The 15,201-nt window shown below is 62.0% G+C and carries 11 protein-coding genes and 2 pseudogenes; 6 read left to right on the forward strand and 7 right to left on the reverse strand.

Features of this window, described 5'->3' with window-relative positions; genetic code table 11:
• Positions 1–282: 282 nt before the first annotated feature.
• Complete coding sequence (gene hutC, locus USDA257_RS10570) at positions 283–990, reverse strand: histidine utilization repressor (protein WP_041414072.1); 708 nt, start codon at positions 988–990, stop codon at positions 283–285.
• Between the two features lie 415 nt (positions 991–1,405).
• Between hutC and repA the strand changes: the two genes are divergently transcribed.
• From repA to repC, 3 genes are all read left to right on the forward strand, one after another.
• Complete coding sequence (gene repA, locus USDA257_RS10575) at positions 1,406–2,599, forward strand: plasmid partitioning protein RepA (protein ID WP_041415117.1); 1,194 nt, start codon at positions 1,406–1,408, stop codon at positions 2,597–2,599.
• 3 nt (positions 2,600–2,602) lie between these two features.
• Positions 2,603–3,607 carry a plasmid partitioning protein RepB gene (gene repB / locus USDA257_RS10580; protein ID WP_014762942.1) on the forward strand — a complete coding sequence of 335 codons (1,005 nt, stop codon included), beginning with the start codon at positions 2,603–2,605 and terminating at the stop codon, positions 3,605–3,607.
• A gap of 156 nt (positions 3,608–3,763) precedes the next feature.
• A complete protein-coding gene (gene repC / locus USDA257_RS10585) occupies positions 3,764–5,074 on the forward strand; it encodes a plasmid replication protein RepC (RefSeq protein ID WP_014762943.1) in 1,311 nt (436 codons plus the stop codon).
• 420 nt (positions 5,075–5,494) lie between these two features.
• On the opposite strand, the pseudogene USDA257_RS33810 reads toward repC, so the two are convergent.
• Together USDA257_RS33810 and USDA257_RS10595 are read right to left on the reverse strand one after the other, a co-directional pair.
• Positions 5,495–5,840: pseudogene (locus USDA257_RS33810) on the reverse strand (VOC family protein).
• 107 nt (positions 5,841–5,947) lie between these two features.
• The gene (locus tag USDA257_RS10595; RefSeq protein WP_014762945.1) at positions 5,948–6,784 is read right to left on the reverse strand and encodes a hypothetical protein; all 837 of its coding nucleotides are present in this window, start codon (positions 6,782–6,784) and stop codon (positions 5,948–5,950) included.
• A gap of 546 nt (positions 6,785–7,330) precedes the next feature.
• On the opposite strand from USDA257_RS10595, the gene USDA257_RS10600 reads away from it, so the two are divergent.
• Positions 7,331–8,482: an RHE_PE00001 family protein gene (locus USDA257_RS10600; RefSeq protein WP_041414076.1), complete on the forward strand. Its 1,152-nt coding sequence runs from the start codon at positions 7,331–7,333 to the stop codon at positions 8,480–8,482.
• Positions 8,483–8,536: 54 nt separating this feature from the next.
• Here the strand turns inward: USDA257_RS10600 and USDA257_RS10605 are convergent, their stop codons facing one another.
• Positions 8,537–9,037, reverse strand: coding sequence for a hypothetical protein (locus USDA257_RS10605; protein ID WP_014762947.1), 501 nt, complete (start codon positions 9,035–9,037; stop codon positions 8,537–8,539).
• Between the two features lie 162 nt (positions 9,038–9,199).
• Positions 9,200–10,063 (reverse strand): DMT family transporter, encoded by an 864-nt coding sequence (locus USDA257_RS10610; protein WP_014762948.1) that lies wholly within the window; start codon positions 10,061–10,063, stop codon positions 9,200–9,202.
• Between the two features lie 89 nt (positions 10,064–10,152).
• Between USDA257_RS10610 and USDA257_RS10615 the strand changes: the two genes are divergently transcribed.
• A complete protein-coding gene (locus USDA257_RS10615; RefSeq protein ID WP_041414077.1) occupies positions 10,153–11,574 on the forward strand; it encodes an aminotransferase-like domain-containing protein in 1,422 nt (473 codons plus the stop codon).
• Here the strand turns inward: USDA257_RS10615 and USDA257_RS10620 are convergent.
• Entirely contained in the window at positions 11,510–12,847 is a 1,338-nt protein-coding gene (locus USDA257_RS10620; RefSeq protein WP_014762950.1) for a mechanosensitive ion channel family protein, read from the reverse strand. The genes USDA257_RS10615 and USDA257_RS10620 overlap by 65 nt on opposite strands.
• Before the next feature lie 327 nt (positions 12,848–13,174).
• Here USDA257_RS10620 and USDA257_RS37695 point away from each other — a divergent pair.
• Positions 13,175–13,482: pseudogene (locus USDA257_RS37695) on the forward strand (TIGR02186 family protein); the annotation flags it as partial.
• A 123-nt stretch (positions 13,483–13,605) separates the two neighbouring features.
• Here the strand turns inward: USDA257_RS37695 and USDA257_RS10625 are convergent.
• Positions 13,606–15,201, reverse strand: coding sequence for a BCCT family transporter (locus USDA257_RS10625; protein ID WP_014762952.1), 1,596 nt, complete (start codon positions 15,199–15,201; stop codon positions 13,606–13,608).

The raw sequence follows: 15,201 nt of genomic DNA on the forward strand, positions 1-15,201 counted from the left end.
AACGACGAGCCGGATGCGCTATGAATGCTGCTTTGCAGCAAGATGGGCGCCGAGCCTCATCGCCAAGGTGACGGCCGGAAGCGTCGAGGCCGAACGGCCCAGCGCCGACGATGCACACATCGGCAGATCCGCAGCTGCGCCGCTCGCAATCATGCCTGCCCCTTCCAGAGCACATCGCCCTGCCGCAAATTAGCCGAGCATCATATAAACGCAATCGAGCCCCGGCGCCTTCATACTTTGACGGATGCGATCTGAAAATGGAGGGTTACTCGAGGCTGCGACTTATCCATTCGCGCCGGGTGCGAATTCGGCGACAAGTTCGTGCCGATCGCCGGGATAGGTGAGCCGTACGCTGGTAACGGGGGCGCCGCCGATCCAGGTCCGCCGCTCAATCACCAGACATGGGGTGCCGATCGCTATATCGAGGGTATGTGCCGCCTGGCGGCTCGCCGCAACGGCGCGGATCCGATGCTCGGCGGTGCTCCAGGGGATCTGGCCGAGCAGCCACGAGCCCGGCGCGACCGCATCGAAAGGCTCCGTTTCGGCCTCCGGCACCGCCGCAAGGTTGATAAGCCGCTCTTCGAGACAAAAGGGCCGGCCGCCGGCAAAATGCCGGCAGGTGATTTCGAGCAGGCGCGCCGAACCCGGAAGATCGATCCGCGCCGAATCGCCGGACTTGACCTTGCGCAGCACGCGTTCGTCGAGACTGTAGCCGTAATCGAGGCCGAGCGACTCGACCTCGAGCCTGACGTCATGGATCTCCATGACGGCCGACTGGACGTGCGGAAAGGTGACGTAGCTGCCGGATTTGCGCCGACGCTCGATAAGGCCTCGCTTGACGAGATCGCCGATTGCCTTGTTCACTGTCATCCGGGAACAGCCGTATTGCTCCGTCAACTCGTGCTCGAACGGAATCCGGTGGCCCGGCGGCCAGACGCCGGAGAGGATGTTCCCTTCGACGTCGTTCAGGATCCTCTGGTGCAGCGACAGCTGCTCGGGGCGGTCTCTGTCTTCTGAAGGATGATCGTTGGAAATGGCCGGGACCTCGCTGATAACCAGCCCGGCACCTTAGCGATTTCCGTCGCCGGCGACAGCCCCTGCGCCTCGGCCTCGTGTTTTTCCACCGAGGGCTTCCCCGGATCCCGCACGCAAGCCGCGCAGATGGCTATGCATGAATCGCTGCCAGGTGCCTCGAATAGCGGCGCCTCGTTGTCCGCGGACAACCTCTCGGCTGAAGTTGTCCGCGGACAACTCTGAGCGGAGATATTCATGAAATCATGAGGCGGCGGAGCAAAACGGGTCTTTTTGCCAAGCGTTTGTCAATCGGCACCGAATCGGCGCATAGTATAACTGCGCAGATTCGCTCCTATTGCAGATTTTTGCGCAGTTTTCGGAGATCATGATGTTGCAGCCGAGAGTCCATAGCGTCGACGAGCAGGAGCATTTGCCCTCCCTGCTGGCTGCCGACGCTCAGGAACTTGCGCATCAACTGCAGGAACATCAAAAGAAGATCTTCTCACCGACGGCTCAGAAAACCATGCGGCTGTTCAGCCCGGCGGAGGCTGCCGCCTTCATCGGAATCGGCGAAGGCTATCTGCGCCAGATCGCCTCAGAAGGCCACGGCCCGCAGCCGCTGTCAAACGGCCGGCGCATGTATGCTGTCGAGGACATCGAGCGGATCCGCCGCGTTCTCGACGAGGGCAGCAAGACGGGCAAATACATCCCGCACCGGCGGCCGGGCGAAAAGCTGCAGGTCGTTTCGGTGATGAACTTCAAGGGCGGCTCGGGCAAGACGACGACCGCGGCGCACCTGTCGCAATATCTTGCGCTGCGCGGCTATCGCGTGCTGGCAATCGACCTCGATCCGCAGGCATCGCTCTCGGCGCTTTTCGGCCATCAGCCGGAGCTCGACGTCGGCGAGGCCGAGACCCTTTATGGCGCCATTCGTTATGAGGACCCTCGTCCGATCGCCGACGTGGTGCGCTCGACCTATACGACCAATCTCCATTTGATCCCCGGCAATCTCGAATTGATGGAGTTCGAGCACGAGACCCCGAAAGCCATGATCGGCGGTTCGGCGGAGACGCTGTTTTTCGCGCGGATCGGCGAGGTACTGACGGAGATCGAGAGCTTCTACGACATCGTCGTCATCGATTGCCCACCGCAGCTCGGCTTCCTGACCATGTCGGCGCTCTGCGCCGCAACGTCGGCGCTCATCACCGTGCATCCGCAGATGCTCGACGTCATGTCGATGTCCCAGTTCCTGTCGATGACGAGCGAACTCATGGCCGTCGTCGAGAAGGCGGGCGGCCGCACAAGCTATGACTGGATGCGCTACCTCGTGACCCGCTTCGAACCGAATGACGGCCCACAGAGCCAGATGACCGGCTTCATGCGGGCGATCTTCGGCAACCGCATGCTGCACAATGCCATGGTGAAATCGACCGCCATCTCGGATGCCGGCGTCACGAAGCAGACGCTCTACGAGGTCGAGCGGTCGCAATTCATCCGCGGCACCTATGACCGGGCGATGGATTCCCTCTCGCTCGTCAATGCCGAGATCGAAGAGATGATCCGCAGTGTCTGGGGAAGGAAGTAATCGATGGCCCGCAAGAACCTGATCGGCATCTCCGATAGCCCCGCCGCTCCGCTCGAGGGAGAGCGGCCGGTTGTCGAGCGCCCGATCGCAGGCCTTGCGCCGGGGCACCGGACCAATGGGCTGGTCGGCGGCATCACCAGATCGCTGACCAACATCACCCAGAAGGTTGAGCGGGCCGAGGAGCTGGAGCGCCAGCTGGCACAAGGTCACGCGATCGTCGAGCTCGACCCGGCGACGATCGATGCCTCCTTCGTTATCGACCGGCTCGGCGTCACACCCGAAGCGCAGGCTGCGCTGGTCCAACAGATCCGCGACCACGGACAACAGGTGCCGATCCTGGTGCGACCGCATCCGGAGTTCGAGAACCGCTATCAGGTGGCTTACGGCCACCGTCGGCTGGCGGCGCTGCGCGAGATCGGCGGCAAGGTCAAGGCCGTCGTTCGCGAGCTGAGCGACGAGCAGCTCGTCATCTCCCAGGGGCAGGAGAACAACGCCCGCACCGACCTCTCCTACATCGAACGGTCGCTGTTCGCGGTGCGGCTCGAGGACCGCGGCTTTTCGCGTGAAACCATCATGTCGGCGCTCGGTGTCGACAAGGCGGCGCTGTCGAAAATGATCACCGTCGTGCGCCGCTTGCCGGTAGAGGTCATCGAGGCGATCGGTGCCGCGCCCGCCTTCGGTCGGCGGCGCTGGATGGAACTGGCCGACCGGCTTGAGAACGACGGACGTCGCGCCAAGGCGCTCGCTCATGTCCGACAGAACGCGTTTTCGGAGATGGACAGTGATCGACGGTTCGAAACGCTCTTCGCCATTCTGACCGAGACCAAGGCTCGGGCTAGAGCCGAGACCTGGCTTGCGCCGGACCGTACGCGGCCCGTACGCATCCGCGACTCCGATACGGAGACGACGCTTGCTTTCAGCAACAAGGCGGCACCGGGCTTCGCAGAATTCGTGAGGCAGAGGCTTGATGCTCTGTACCTCGAATACCAACAGGAAACAGGAGATTAAGCAGAGCAAAAGAAAAAGGCTTCCGAACGACTAGCGCTGCGGAAACCCTTCTCTCGTGTAGCAACTTGAGATTCCCATTTCCGCGAATCAGTGTCAAGCCCTTTTGGCGTCGTTTCGGCGAACGGTTTTCTTTTGCCTTGGAAAAGGTGAAGAGAAATGGAACGTGGAAGTGTGACGACGCCTTTCGGGCGCCGGGCGATGACGCTTGGCATGCTCGCAAGGCAGATCGCTGCCGGCGATATTCCGCCGAAGCAGTCGGTCGACAAATGGAAATTGTTTCGCACCGTCTGTGAAGCGAAGTCGGAGATCGGCGTCTCCGACCGCTCGCTTGCAGTGCTCAATGCTCTCTTGAGCTTCTATCCCGGTGCCGAACTCTCGAGCGAAAACGGCCTCGTCGTCTTTCCCTCGAATACACAGCTCTCGCTTCGCACGCATGGCATGGCCGGCACGACGCTCCGCCGGCATCTCGCCTGCCTCGTCGAGACGGGCCTGATTGTCAGGCGCGACAGCCCGAACGGCAAGCGCTACGCCCGCAAGAGCCGCAACGGCACGATTGGCGAAGCCTTCGGTTTCGACCTCGCGCCACTGCTTGCACGGGCCGAAGAGTTTAAGGTCTCAGCCGCCAAACTCGCCGCCGAGAAACAGCATCTCCGACTCGTTCGCGAACGACTGAGCCTCTGCCGGCGCGACATAACAAAGCTGCTCGAACTCAGCCGCGAGATCAGCCCGGACGTTGATTGCCAAGACTTCGATTCCAAGTTTCATCAGCTGATCGCCAGCCTACCGCGCAATGCGCCGGTCGGATGCTTCGAAGCCCTCCTCGACAAACTCGCAATGCTCCGTGACGAACTTACCAATCGATTGGAAATATTGCTGAATTCGCAAAAAACGGCCACCAATGATCACCAGACTGGATGGCACAAACAGAATTCAGACCCAGACTCTAAATTTGAATCTGAACCGGGCTTGGGAAAAGGCGAGGGGATTGGTTTGGCGGACGACCCGTGCCAAACCGAAAGAGCCACTGTCAGTTCGCACCCGCCTCACCAGAGGCGCCGCGGAGACCCTCCCCTGGCGCTGAACAGGTTCATTCCTCCGACTGAATCCGTCGAATGCCCTCGCCGCCAGATCCCCTTGCCGGCGGTGCTTCAGGCCTGCCCGCAGATTGCCGACTACGGACCGTCCGGCCGCGTCGCGAACTGGAAAGACCTGATGACCGCGGCCATTGTCGTGCGCACCATGCTGGAGGTAAGCGCCGACGCCTATGAGGATGCCTGCTCGGTCCTTGGTTACGAGAACGCCGCAGCTGTCATGGCCTGCATTCTCGAAAGAGCCGATCAGATCAACTCGCCGGGCGGATATTTGCGGGATCTCACCCGACGCGCAAGGAAGCAGGCGTTTTCGCTGGCACCTATGGTCAGCGCCCTGTCTCAAGCTAGGAGGGTGAGCGCACCGATGACAAGTTAGGGCAGGGACGATAGGGCAGGGCAGAGGGCGACGACAGCTGTTTGGAGGGCAGGGCCACTCGCGCGACTGCATATGCGGAGTGCTCTCATACCATTCGTCTGCCGCTGTAAAGCATCGACGATTTTTTATGCAAGAAGTCGGCCGGCATCGATCCGATACCTCTTCTTAACAAATTTGCCGTTATCGTAACGCATTGATGGAAAGCGGTCCGGTGGACTACACGGAAGCTAACTCGGCAGTTACTTCCGCTACATCGGGCCCGGAATTTCAGCCATTCAGCTTCCGATGATGGTGAGCGCCTCACCTACAGCGCCGAGCGACTTTTCAGACACACAAAGGTCGCTGTGCACGTTAGACTGCTGCATGTTTCCATCCTTAAATCTGCTTCGATTTGGCGAGACATGCGCATAGTCGAAGTTTTCAGTCCGCGTTCCGAAAAGCTCGGCTGTAGACCGATATGGCGTTTTGGCAGGGGTCTTTCGTATTGGCGAACTAATAGCCGTCCGCGCGTGGATTGGACCGAACTCGAGACCGTTTTCTGCAGATCGCCGGCAGAAAGCCTCGACATCCGCCACGTCGAAGACAAGCTTGATGACGGACTGACCATCCCGCTGCCCTTTCGCGGCCGGATGAAGCATGATGTTGGCACCGCCATCCGAGGCGAACAGCTCGACAATTCCGTCGCGGGCAACCTTGTCACTTTGAAGCCGAAGTGTCTCTCGTAAGAGCGAGCCCTCGTTTCGATATCCCGCGCATAGATAACCAGCCTGTTGAGCTGGCACGTCCGCTTTCCTTTCCGGGTGACCTGTGCATCCGCGCGTGAATGTGGTCTCCATGCGTGTTGACAGCTGTCAACAGTACCTGGACTGGCGATCACTCGCGCCAGTGCTCGGCGACCCAGGGGGTCGGGCGAATATAATGGCGCAGATAGCGAAACGGGTTCTTCTCCCTTCGCTCGGCAGAAAACATTCCCCATAAATGGCCGAGCGGTGTCGCGGCGCGGCCTTTGTAGCCGAACTGACCGTCGATCGCGTGCTGTGGCAGCAGGCCGCGCGGGAAGAGAACGATCCGGCAATCGGCGGGCAGGCGCGGCGCCAGATAGTAATTCAGCGGAAACGGCCAGCGGCAATCCTGGCGGAAATGCAGGACGTGCCGACGCGGGAAGAACTTTGCCCCGCCCGGCGCGTTGCGCGTCACGAAGCGCTGTTCGAAACGATATTCATCCGCCACGCCTTGGGGATCGGCGCGAAACTTCTCCTGCAAGGGCACTAGCTTGCCGACCGGGAAGCGGAACACCGACGTCTGGCCGAGCCGCTCGAACGGCGTCGTCTGGTTGACGGCCAGCACCACGTCATCCGGCCCGCCGATTTCGAAGAAGCTGTCGAGCGACCCGACGATCACCACGTCGAGGTCGAGAAACAGCACCGGTCCTTTGAGGCTGCCTAGCTTCGGTCCCCACAGGCGGGCTTTCGGCCAGATGCCCTTGGTGTTCTTCGGCATCTCGACATCGAGGGGCGGCAGGTCCTCGCAGAGAATTTCCGGGCGGAGGTTGTCACGGCTGTCGGTGAAGCAGGTGAAGGTGAAGGGCGGCGTTATGTTGCGTGCCACCATGGCATAGAGCCGATTGATGAAGGGCGCGCCATATTTGGTCCCCCAGCTGATGCAGATCACTTGCTTGATCCCGCCGCTTGCCGTCAGAACGCTTGCCATGGACTATTGCTTCTCTCGTATCTGTGCCTGCGGAAAGCGCCCAACGCCGAACGGTGCAGAACGGCGTTCCGGGAGAGCGGCGAGGATATTGCAGGCAATCGATCAAACCCCGTGGCGTCTTAAAGCAGGAATTGCCGACAGATGGCAAGGTGCGGAGTCGCGCAGCTTTCGGGGAGACGTGGCTACGCCTGGGCAACCGGGGAGGGGAGCATCGCTGGCTGTGACCTATGGTGTCTAAGTTGACAGCTGTCAACAACGATCACCTTGGCGTCGCAGGGCTGTGAAAGTGGAGCGGCTGGAATACTTCATCTCTTCCAGCATGCAAGGTGCACCGGAGATGAGAGGCCGGATCGATGCTGTTGACAGCTGTCAACTAACGCAGAAGTCGCGTTTTGCCGGCCGCGACCAGCGAAAGCTCCAGGGATTGGACATTTATGGAGACAAGCGACGCAGTGCGCGAAATTTCGGTGGGTAATATCGCGTCGCCCTGTGACGGAAGGAAATAGCGTGTTAGCTTCCGTTTCAGCGAAAGGCTTCGTCTTTTTAATGAGATACGAGACTCCCGACCCGCTTCATCCAACGCTGCTTCCGGGCATAATCGCCGCGGAGGACGGGCTCGCCCGGCTCGATGAACGCACTTCCCGCCACGCTGTTGCCGACGGGTTTCGCGAACGCGGGCAGTTCTTCGACGCAGCGGCGGCCCTCTGGGTGGCGGGCGAACTCGTCCATGTCGAGGATCTGGTTTTACACGATTCGCACATGGATACGCGAGCCCCTTCTCACGAATTGACGATCGCCCACGCGGTGTTGCGGGTCCGGCGCCGATTGGAGCTGGCCGAACCCGGCTGGGCATTGACCTCACCCGGGTTGAATGCGCTGAGGGGAGAGCAGGGCGCAGCCCTGGCGAATGAGAACTATTGCGTGGCCCCGAACGCTCACACGGGCCCCCACGAGACGCGCGAACTGGCGGACGACACCGATGGGAATCCGCTCGCCAGCGAGTTCGCCGAACTTGATGCGGCTGTCGCGCGATCGCAGCGGCTTCTGGATTTTCACGTCGGCAGCCTCCCGGAAGCCGATCCCGCCATGTCGAAGGAGAGGCCGGCAGCGGAGCCTTCGGGCCAGCTGGGCCTGCTCTTCGATGAGGAATGGGACGAGGCCGCTCGGCTCGATGCCTGGCGCGGCGTTCTCGTCGCTGCCGATCAACTGCCCGCCTGCCTTGGCGCCGCGGTCCTCTATGACGCCTGGGAGAGGGTCGAGCCGCTGCGTCGCCAGCATTGGCTAGGCTCGCTTCTCGTTGGTGCCTATCTGCGCTCTCGCGGCAAGATCGCCTCGCATGTGCTGGCCTTCAATACGGGGCTGAAGACCATCCGGCATGAGCGGCGCCGTTCGAAGGACCGGCTGACACGCCTCAGCGCCTTTCTGGAGGCGATGGCGGTGACAGCTGATCTCGGCCTGAAGGAACTCGACCGGCTGTCGCTCGCAAGGACGCAGATGGAGATGCGCATCAAGGACCGCCGCTCCAACAGCAATCTTCCGGGGCTGATCGATCTCGTCCTTTCCCGGCCGATTGTTTCGACGGCGATGATCGCCCGGCATCTGAGCGTCACCCAACGCGGCGCGCTCAATCTGGTGCGCGAACTGGGAGTGCGCGAGATAACGGGCAGGGGCCGCTATCGCGGCTGGGGCGTAATTTGACGTTCAAACTTCGGGGAGCGGCGCTGCGGGGCGCCATCGGAGATCCTCGGTCAGTTACCTCTTCTGCAGATTGATCTCGCTGGTGACGACGCGGTTACCGGTCCTCGGATCGACGTCGACGGTTACAAGCTTCATGCCGTTCTCGCCCACCCTCTGCAAAGTGAGGTTGGCGCGCCGATCGCCGTTCACTTCTCTCGCCCAATGAATGGTGAGATTGATGGCGCTGCCACGGCGCTTGCCGATCAGCGTCGACTTGCGGCCACTCGGGCCGACATAGGTGCCGCTATAGTTGACACCGGTAAACTGAAGGTCGGCGCCGATCGAGCGCGATACGACGATGAGGCCCCGACATGTGCCTTTCAGCGAAAGCGCAACGTCAGTCGCTTGCGAATCGAAATTGCAGGAGACGTTGATCGGCGTCCTGTCGACGCGAACCCTCACCATGCCTCCACCGGCCCATTGGCCCTCCAGCGATCCGAGAAAGGCCGATTCATCGGCCTGAACCGTGCCCGCAAACAGGGACAGCATGACTGCTACGAATAGATGCCTGATCATCAGTGAGTGCCTCCCCCAATCGTCCGAGGCCGGACGCGTTTCCCATCCGGTGCAACGCGCCGTCCGGCTGGAAGTTCCTCTCGCTAGGACACTAACATCGAGCGTTCGGGCAGGACACCATTGTAGGGTGATGGGAGAGGGGCATCCGCGGCCGCCCGGCCGTTAGCTTGCGAATTTCTTCGCGCCGGCAACGCAGGCGACGATGGCGAGCGTCGCGGCGAGCATCGTCCAACTCACCGTTTCATCGAGCAGGGTCGCGGCCAGAGCGAGCCCAAAGAATGGCTGCAGCAATTGCAATTGCCCGACGGCGACAATGCCGCCCTGCGCCAGGCCGCGATACCAAAAGATGAAGCCGACAAGCATGCTGAAGACGGAGACATAGCCGAGGCCGAACCAGGAGGCGGGGCGCAATTCGTCGAAACTCACCGGCATGGTCGCAAGGGCCAGTCCCAGCATGGCCGGAAGCGACAGCACCAGCGCCCAGGAGATCACCTGCCAGCCGCCGAGCTTGCGCGACAGTTTCGCACCCTCGGCATAGCCGAGACCGCAGGCGAGAATGGCGGCAAGCATCAGGAGATCGCCGACGGGCGAGGCGGAAAAGTCCTGGCGAAGCGCGAAACCGACGACGATGGCGCTGCCGAGGCCGGAAAACAGCCAGAAGGCAGGGCGCGGTCGCTCACCGCCGCGCAGCACCCCGAAGATTGCCGTTGCCAGCGGCAGCAGCCCGACAAAGACGATCGAATGGGCGGACGTCACGTGCCTCAGCGCCAGCGCCGTCAACAGCGGGAACCCGACGACCACGCCCAGCGACACGACGCCGAGCGGCAGGAGATCGCCGCGTTGCGGCCGCCTTTCGCGGAAGACGAGGAGCAGGCAGACGGCGAGTATTCCGGCAATGGTGGCGCGCGCCACCGTCAGGAAGACGGGATCGAAATCCATCACCGCGATCCGCGTCGCCGGCAGCGACCCGCTGAAAATCAGCACACCCACCATTCCGTTCATCCAGCCGCTCGTCATCCTGTGCATGCCCTGCTCCTTTGCCCTGTATCGGTTTTGTATCCGCGCAGGCGGCTGGCGCTTCCAGATACGGTGAGGTACAGTTCTGCCAAACTGTCATGGTAGTGGAGCCGGTACGGATGAGACCGCAGACCGCAGATGCAGACGGAGAGACGCTGATCGCCAAGGTGATGGCGACGGTCAGGAACCGGATCGCCGGGCGCAGCCTCACGCCCGGCGCCAGGCTGCCGTCGATCCGTGCCTTCGCGACGAGCCTGAAGGTTTCGAAGTCAACGGTGGTGGAAGCCTATGAGCGGCTCGCGGCGGAGGGGCTGATCCGCTCGCGGCCGGGATCCGGCTTCTTCGTCGCCGCGCCGCTCGCCCCCTTGTCGCTCGCCGAAATCGGCCCACGGGTCGAGCGCGAAGTCGATCCCTTGTGGATATCACGGCAGGCGCTCGAAGCCGACGGCAATGTCCTGAAGCCCGGCTGCGGCTGGCTGCCGGCCCCGTGGATGCCGGACGAGGGATTACGGCGCGCTTTGCGCGCGATCGCGCGGGCGAGTGCCTCGACGCTTGTCGAATACGGCCCGCCATTGGGACTGTTGCCGCTCCGCCAGCTTCTCACGCGTCGTCTGGCGCAACACGGCATCGAGGCATCGCCGGACCAGATCATGCTGACGGAATCCGGCACCCAGGCGATCGACCTGCTCTGCCGCTTTCTCGTGGAGCCGGGCGAGGCGGTTCTCGTCGACGATCCGTGCTACTTCAATTTCCACGCGCTGCTGCGGGCGCATCAGGCAAGGATCGTCGGCATCCCCTACACGCCGACCGGGCCCGACATCGAGCGCTTCGCCGAGGCGCTCCGGGAGCATCGGCCGCGCCTCTATATCACCAATTCCGCCCTCCACAATCCGACTGGCGCGACGCTCTCGCCGCTCGTCGCCCACCGCCTGCTGAAGCTCGCCGATCAGTCAGGATTGACGATCGTCGAGGACGACATCTTCGCCGATTTCGAAGAGGCGCCGGCGCCTCGGCTCGCCGCCTTCGACGGCCTCGAGCGGGTCGTGCATATCGGCAGCTTCTCGAAGTCGCTGTCGGCGGCGGTGCGCTGCGGCTTCATCGTGGCGCCGCGCGACTGGATCGAGCCGCTGACCGACCTCAAGATCGCCACGAGTTTCGGCGGTGCCGGATTTTCCGCCGAACTCGTGCTGACGCTCTTGAAGGACGGCAGTTATCGCAAGCACATGGAGACGGTGCGCCAACGATTGTCGCGGGCGATGGCCGAGACCATCGCCCGGCTCCGCGAGATCGGACTTGTGCCCTGGATCGAGCCGCAGGCGGGCATGTTCGTCTGGTGCCGGCTGCCGGACGGCAGCGAAGCGGCGGAACTTGCGAGACGGGCGCTCGCGAGCAACATCGTTCTTGCCCCAGGCAACGTCTTCAGCCACGCGCAAAACGCCGGCAGTTTCCTGCGCTTCAACGTGGCACAGTGCGAGGACGAGCGGCTGTTTCGCGACTTGGCGGCTCTTCTGCGCCGGTAACCTCGGCCGGTGTCCTCATTATGATTTCACGCGGGTCGGGCGTCGAAATACCGGCCGTCTCGAACGCGTCCCATAGCGCGATAAGCACCTGGCCGCGTATATTCGTCAGCCCGTTGCTCGGATCGGAAATCCAGAATCTGAGCTTGAAATCGAGCGACGATCCGCCGAAACCCGTCATCCAGCAGACCGGTTCCGCGTAGGCGCTGGCGACCCGCGGAATGGCCTTGGCGGTTTCGATCGCAAGGCGGACCACCTCGTGCGGATCGCTCCTCGGGGAGGTTCCGAAGGCGACGTCGATGCGGACATAGTCGCTGGAAAACGACCAGTTCACCACCTGCTTGGAAATGAAGTCCTCGTTCGGGATGAGGTATTCCTTGCCGTCCCTGGTGATGACCGAGACGAAGCGGGAGCGCAGGTCGCGGATCGAGCCGAAGGTTTCCCCGAGCGTGATCGTGTCGCCCGGTTTGATGGACTTGTCGAGCAGGATGATGATCCCGGAGATGAAGTTCGAGACCACCTTCTGCAGGCCGAAGCCGATGCCGACGCCGACGGCGCCCGAAAAGACGGTGAGCGCAGTCAGGTCGATGCCCGTGGCCGACAGCGCAAGCGTGCCGGCAAGGACGATGAGCCCGATCTTGATCAGCTTGCTGATCAGCACCTTGAAGGACGGCGTCAGGTCGGCGGATTTCTGGATCCAGTTCGAGGACATGTTGCCGAAGAGGACGGCCAGCCAGATCATCGCGGCGGAAAGGATGACGGCCTTCAGGACGAGCAGCATCGAGAGGCGAACGGCCCCGAGGTTGAGGGCGACGCTGTCGAGCGCCGTCAGCACCGGGCGATCCATGCCGAGCGCGTAAAGGGCGAAGTAGAGCCAGCCGACCACGGCGACGACACGCGCCAGCACCTGGTTCCGGATGATGCGGGTCAGCACCGCGATGATGAACCAGGCGGCGACGAGGGTCAGCACCGTGCCCACCAGCCAGCGATAGGACGGCCACCCATACCGCGATAGGACGACATCGGCGACCCATAACCAGACTATCAGGAACAGCCACTGGAGCCGTCGCATGAAGGCGATGATGACGCGCAGTAGATCCGGATTTCCCTTGATCGTTCGCGCGCGAGCCTCCAGGGCCGGCTCTATCCGTTTTGCAAGCAGGCCGGAAACGAAATAGCCGACGACGATCAGCGCAAACTGATAGAGCGTCCACTCGTTGAGCACGAACGTTTGGAGCCATGATGCGGCAGCGTTGAGCGCATCGACGAATTCCATCGTCTTTCTCTTCGCAATCTGTTTGCTGCCTGTTCCGGAATATGGCGGCGATCTGGACGGGGAACAAGTAGCGGACGTCACGCGCTCGAAAAGGCGCACGGCGCAATCGTATAACCAGCCGGGCAGTGTTTTGTTCAATATGGCGGCCTAAGCGGCACGGCGCTTGGGACGCGACCAGGTCGAAGGTCCGGCTGCGTGGCGACTGCCTCTCTCCGCGCCTGAATCGGACTTTGATACAAGAAGCCGGGAAAATCACGATCCGGGTCCGTTGCGGTCGTTGGAGTTACGGCTGATGAATGGCTCGATTGAGCGCGAAACGGTCCTTCCATGACGCGCCAACATCTCACCGCAGCGCGGCAGTACTCGGTGGCAAACGGCCTTGCTCTGGCGGTCGCCGGACCGGCAGCGGCACAGCATCTGGAGCGGGACACCTTCTATTTCACCGAGAAACAGCCATAGGCATTTCGGCGGACGAAATCCCCATCACCTCCGATCTTCGCTGCGCCAACCTGACGATCTTCGGCGCCATCGACGGCTTCGACGCCGATCTTTTCGCTCAGGGCAAGTACAACGTCATCGTTACGCTCGAGGGGCCGAAGGACAATGCGACAATGCGAAAGAAGCAGCGCGTCTTCGTAGCAACGGGCCTGACAAAAAACCGGCGGCGACAGGCACTGTCACCGGCGGTTCTTTGGCGCTACAGTTGGAGTCCACTTCTGCACGGTCGGTCCTGTGGCCGACCGTGCAGTCGAAAGATCTCAGATCGACACTGCGTCTGGCACAAGCCCGGCAGCCTTGACATTTTCCGTTTCCGGCGCAGCGGACGCTGTCACCGGTCGATGCTCCCTTCCTTCTTCGAGCTCATCGAGAAGGGCATGCCATAGCGAAACGCAAAGCCCGACCATCACCAGCAGGAACGGTGCAGCCGCGATGATCGACGCGGTCTGAAGGCCCTGAAGCCCGCCCATGACGAGAAGCACCGCGGCCGAAGCACCGGCAAGCACGCCCCAAAGGACGACAACGCCGGGCTTTGGATCCAGTGCCCCGCGTGATGAAAGCATTCCCATCACGACCGAGCCTGCGTCCGCGCCCGAGATGAAGAAGATCGCGACCAGAAAGATGGCGATCAACGATGTCAGCCAGGCGAAGGGATACTGCGCCAGAAGCGCAAAGAGCGAGACTGCCGCGCCCTGGTTGTTGACCGCATCGACGATGCCGCCGGCGCCGAAGAGTTCGGAATGGAGCGCAGTGCCACCCATAATCGTGAACCAGATGAAGGTGACGCCGCTCGGGATCAGCAGCACGCCGATGATAAACTCGCGGATCGTGCGACCGCGCGAGATGCGGGCGATGAACACGCCGACGAAGGGCGCCCAGGAGACCCACCAGGCCCAGTAGAAGATGGTCCAGCTGCCGAGCCACTTGCCGTCACTGAAGGCAGCCGTGCGGAACGACATGGTCACCAAATCGCTCAGATAAAAGCCCAGCGATTCCGTGAAGGTGTTGAAGATGAAGATCGTCGGTCCGATGCACACCAGGAATGCCAGCAGTACCATCGCGATGATCATGTTCATGTTGGAGAGGAACTGGATCCCCTTGCCCACGCCGGATACCGCCGAAAGAATGAACAGCACCGTCATGACGCCGATGATGGACAGCGCGATGCCGTTGGAAACGCCCGTGCCCCAGAGGAAGTTCATGCCGCTGTTGATCTGCTGCGCGCCGAGGCCGAGCGAGGTAGCGGTTCCGAACAGTGTCGCGATGAGCGCAAGCACGTCGATCGCCTTGCCGATCGGTCCGCTTGCGGCCTCGCCGAGGATCGGCGTGAAGGCAGCGGAAATCAGGTTCGACTTTCCCTTGCGGAAGGTGAAATAGGCGATGGCGAGGCCAACCACCGCGTAGATGGCCCAGGGGTGAAGCGCCCAGTGGAAGTAGGAATACTTCATCGCGACGAGGGCCGCTTCGAGGCTCCTCGGCGCGGCCTGCCCATGCGGCGGGCTGTCGAAATGGTAGATGGGTTCGGCGACGCCCCAGAACATCAGGCCGATGCCCATGCCGACGCTGAACATCATGCAGATCCACGAGGCGGTGCGGAACTCCGGCCGCTCGTCATCCTGTCCGAGCCGGATCTTGCCGAAGCGGCTCAAGGCCAGGAAGAGTGCGAAGATCAGAAAGCCGGCCGAAGAAACGACGAAGCCCCAGCCGAAGCCGTCGATGATGCTGTTGAGAACCACCTTGGAAATCGAGGACAGGCTTTCAGGAAACACCGTCCCCCAACCGACGAATCCCAGGATGATGAACATGGCCGGCCAGAATACGGCCGGATCGATCCGACTAGGTCGTGATTGCTGCAT

This window comes from Sinorhizobium fredii USDA 257, assembly GCF_000265205.3.
GTDB classification, from domain to species: Bacteria; Pseudomonadota; Alphaproteobacteria; order Rhizobiales; family Rhizobiaceae; genus Sinorhizobium; species Sinorhizobium fredii_B.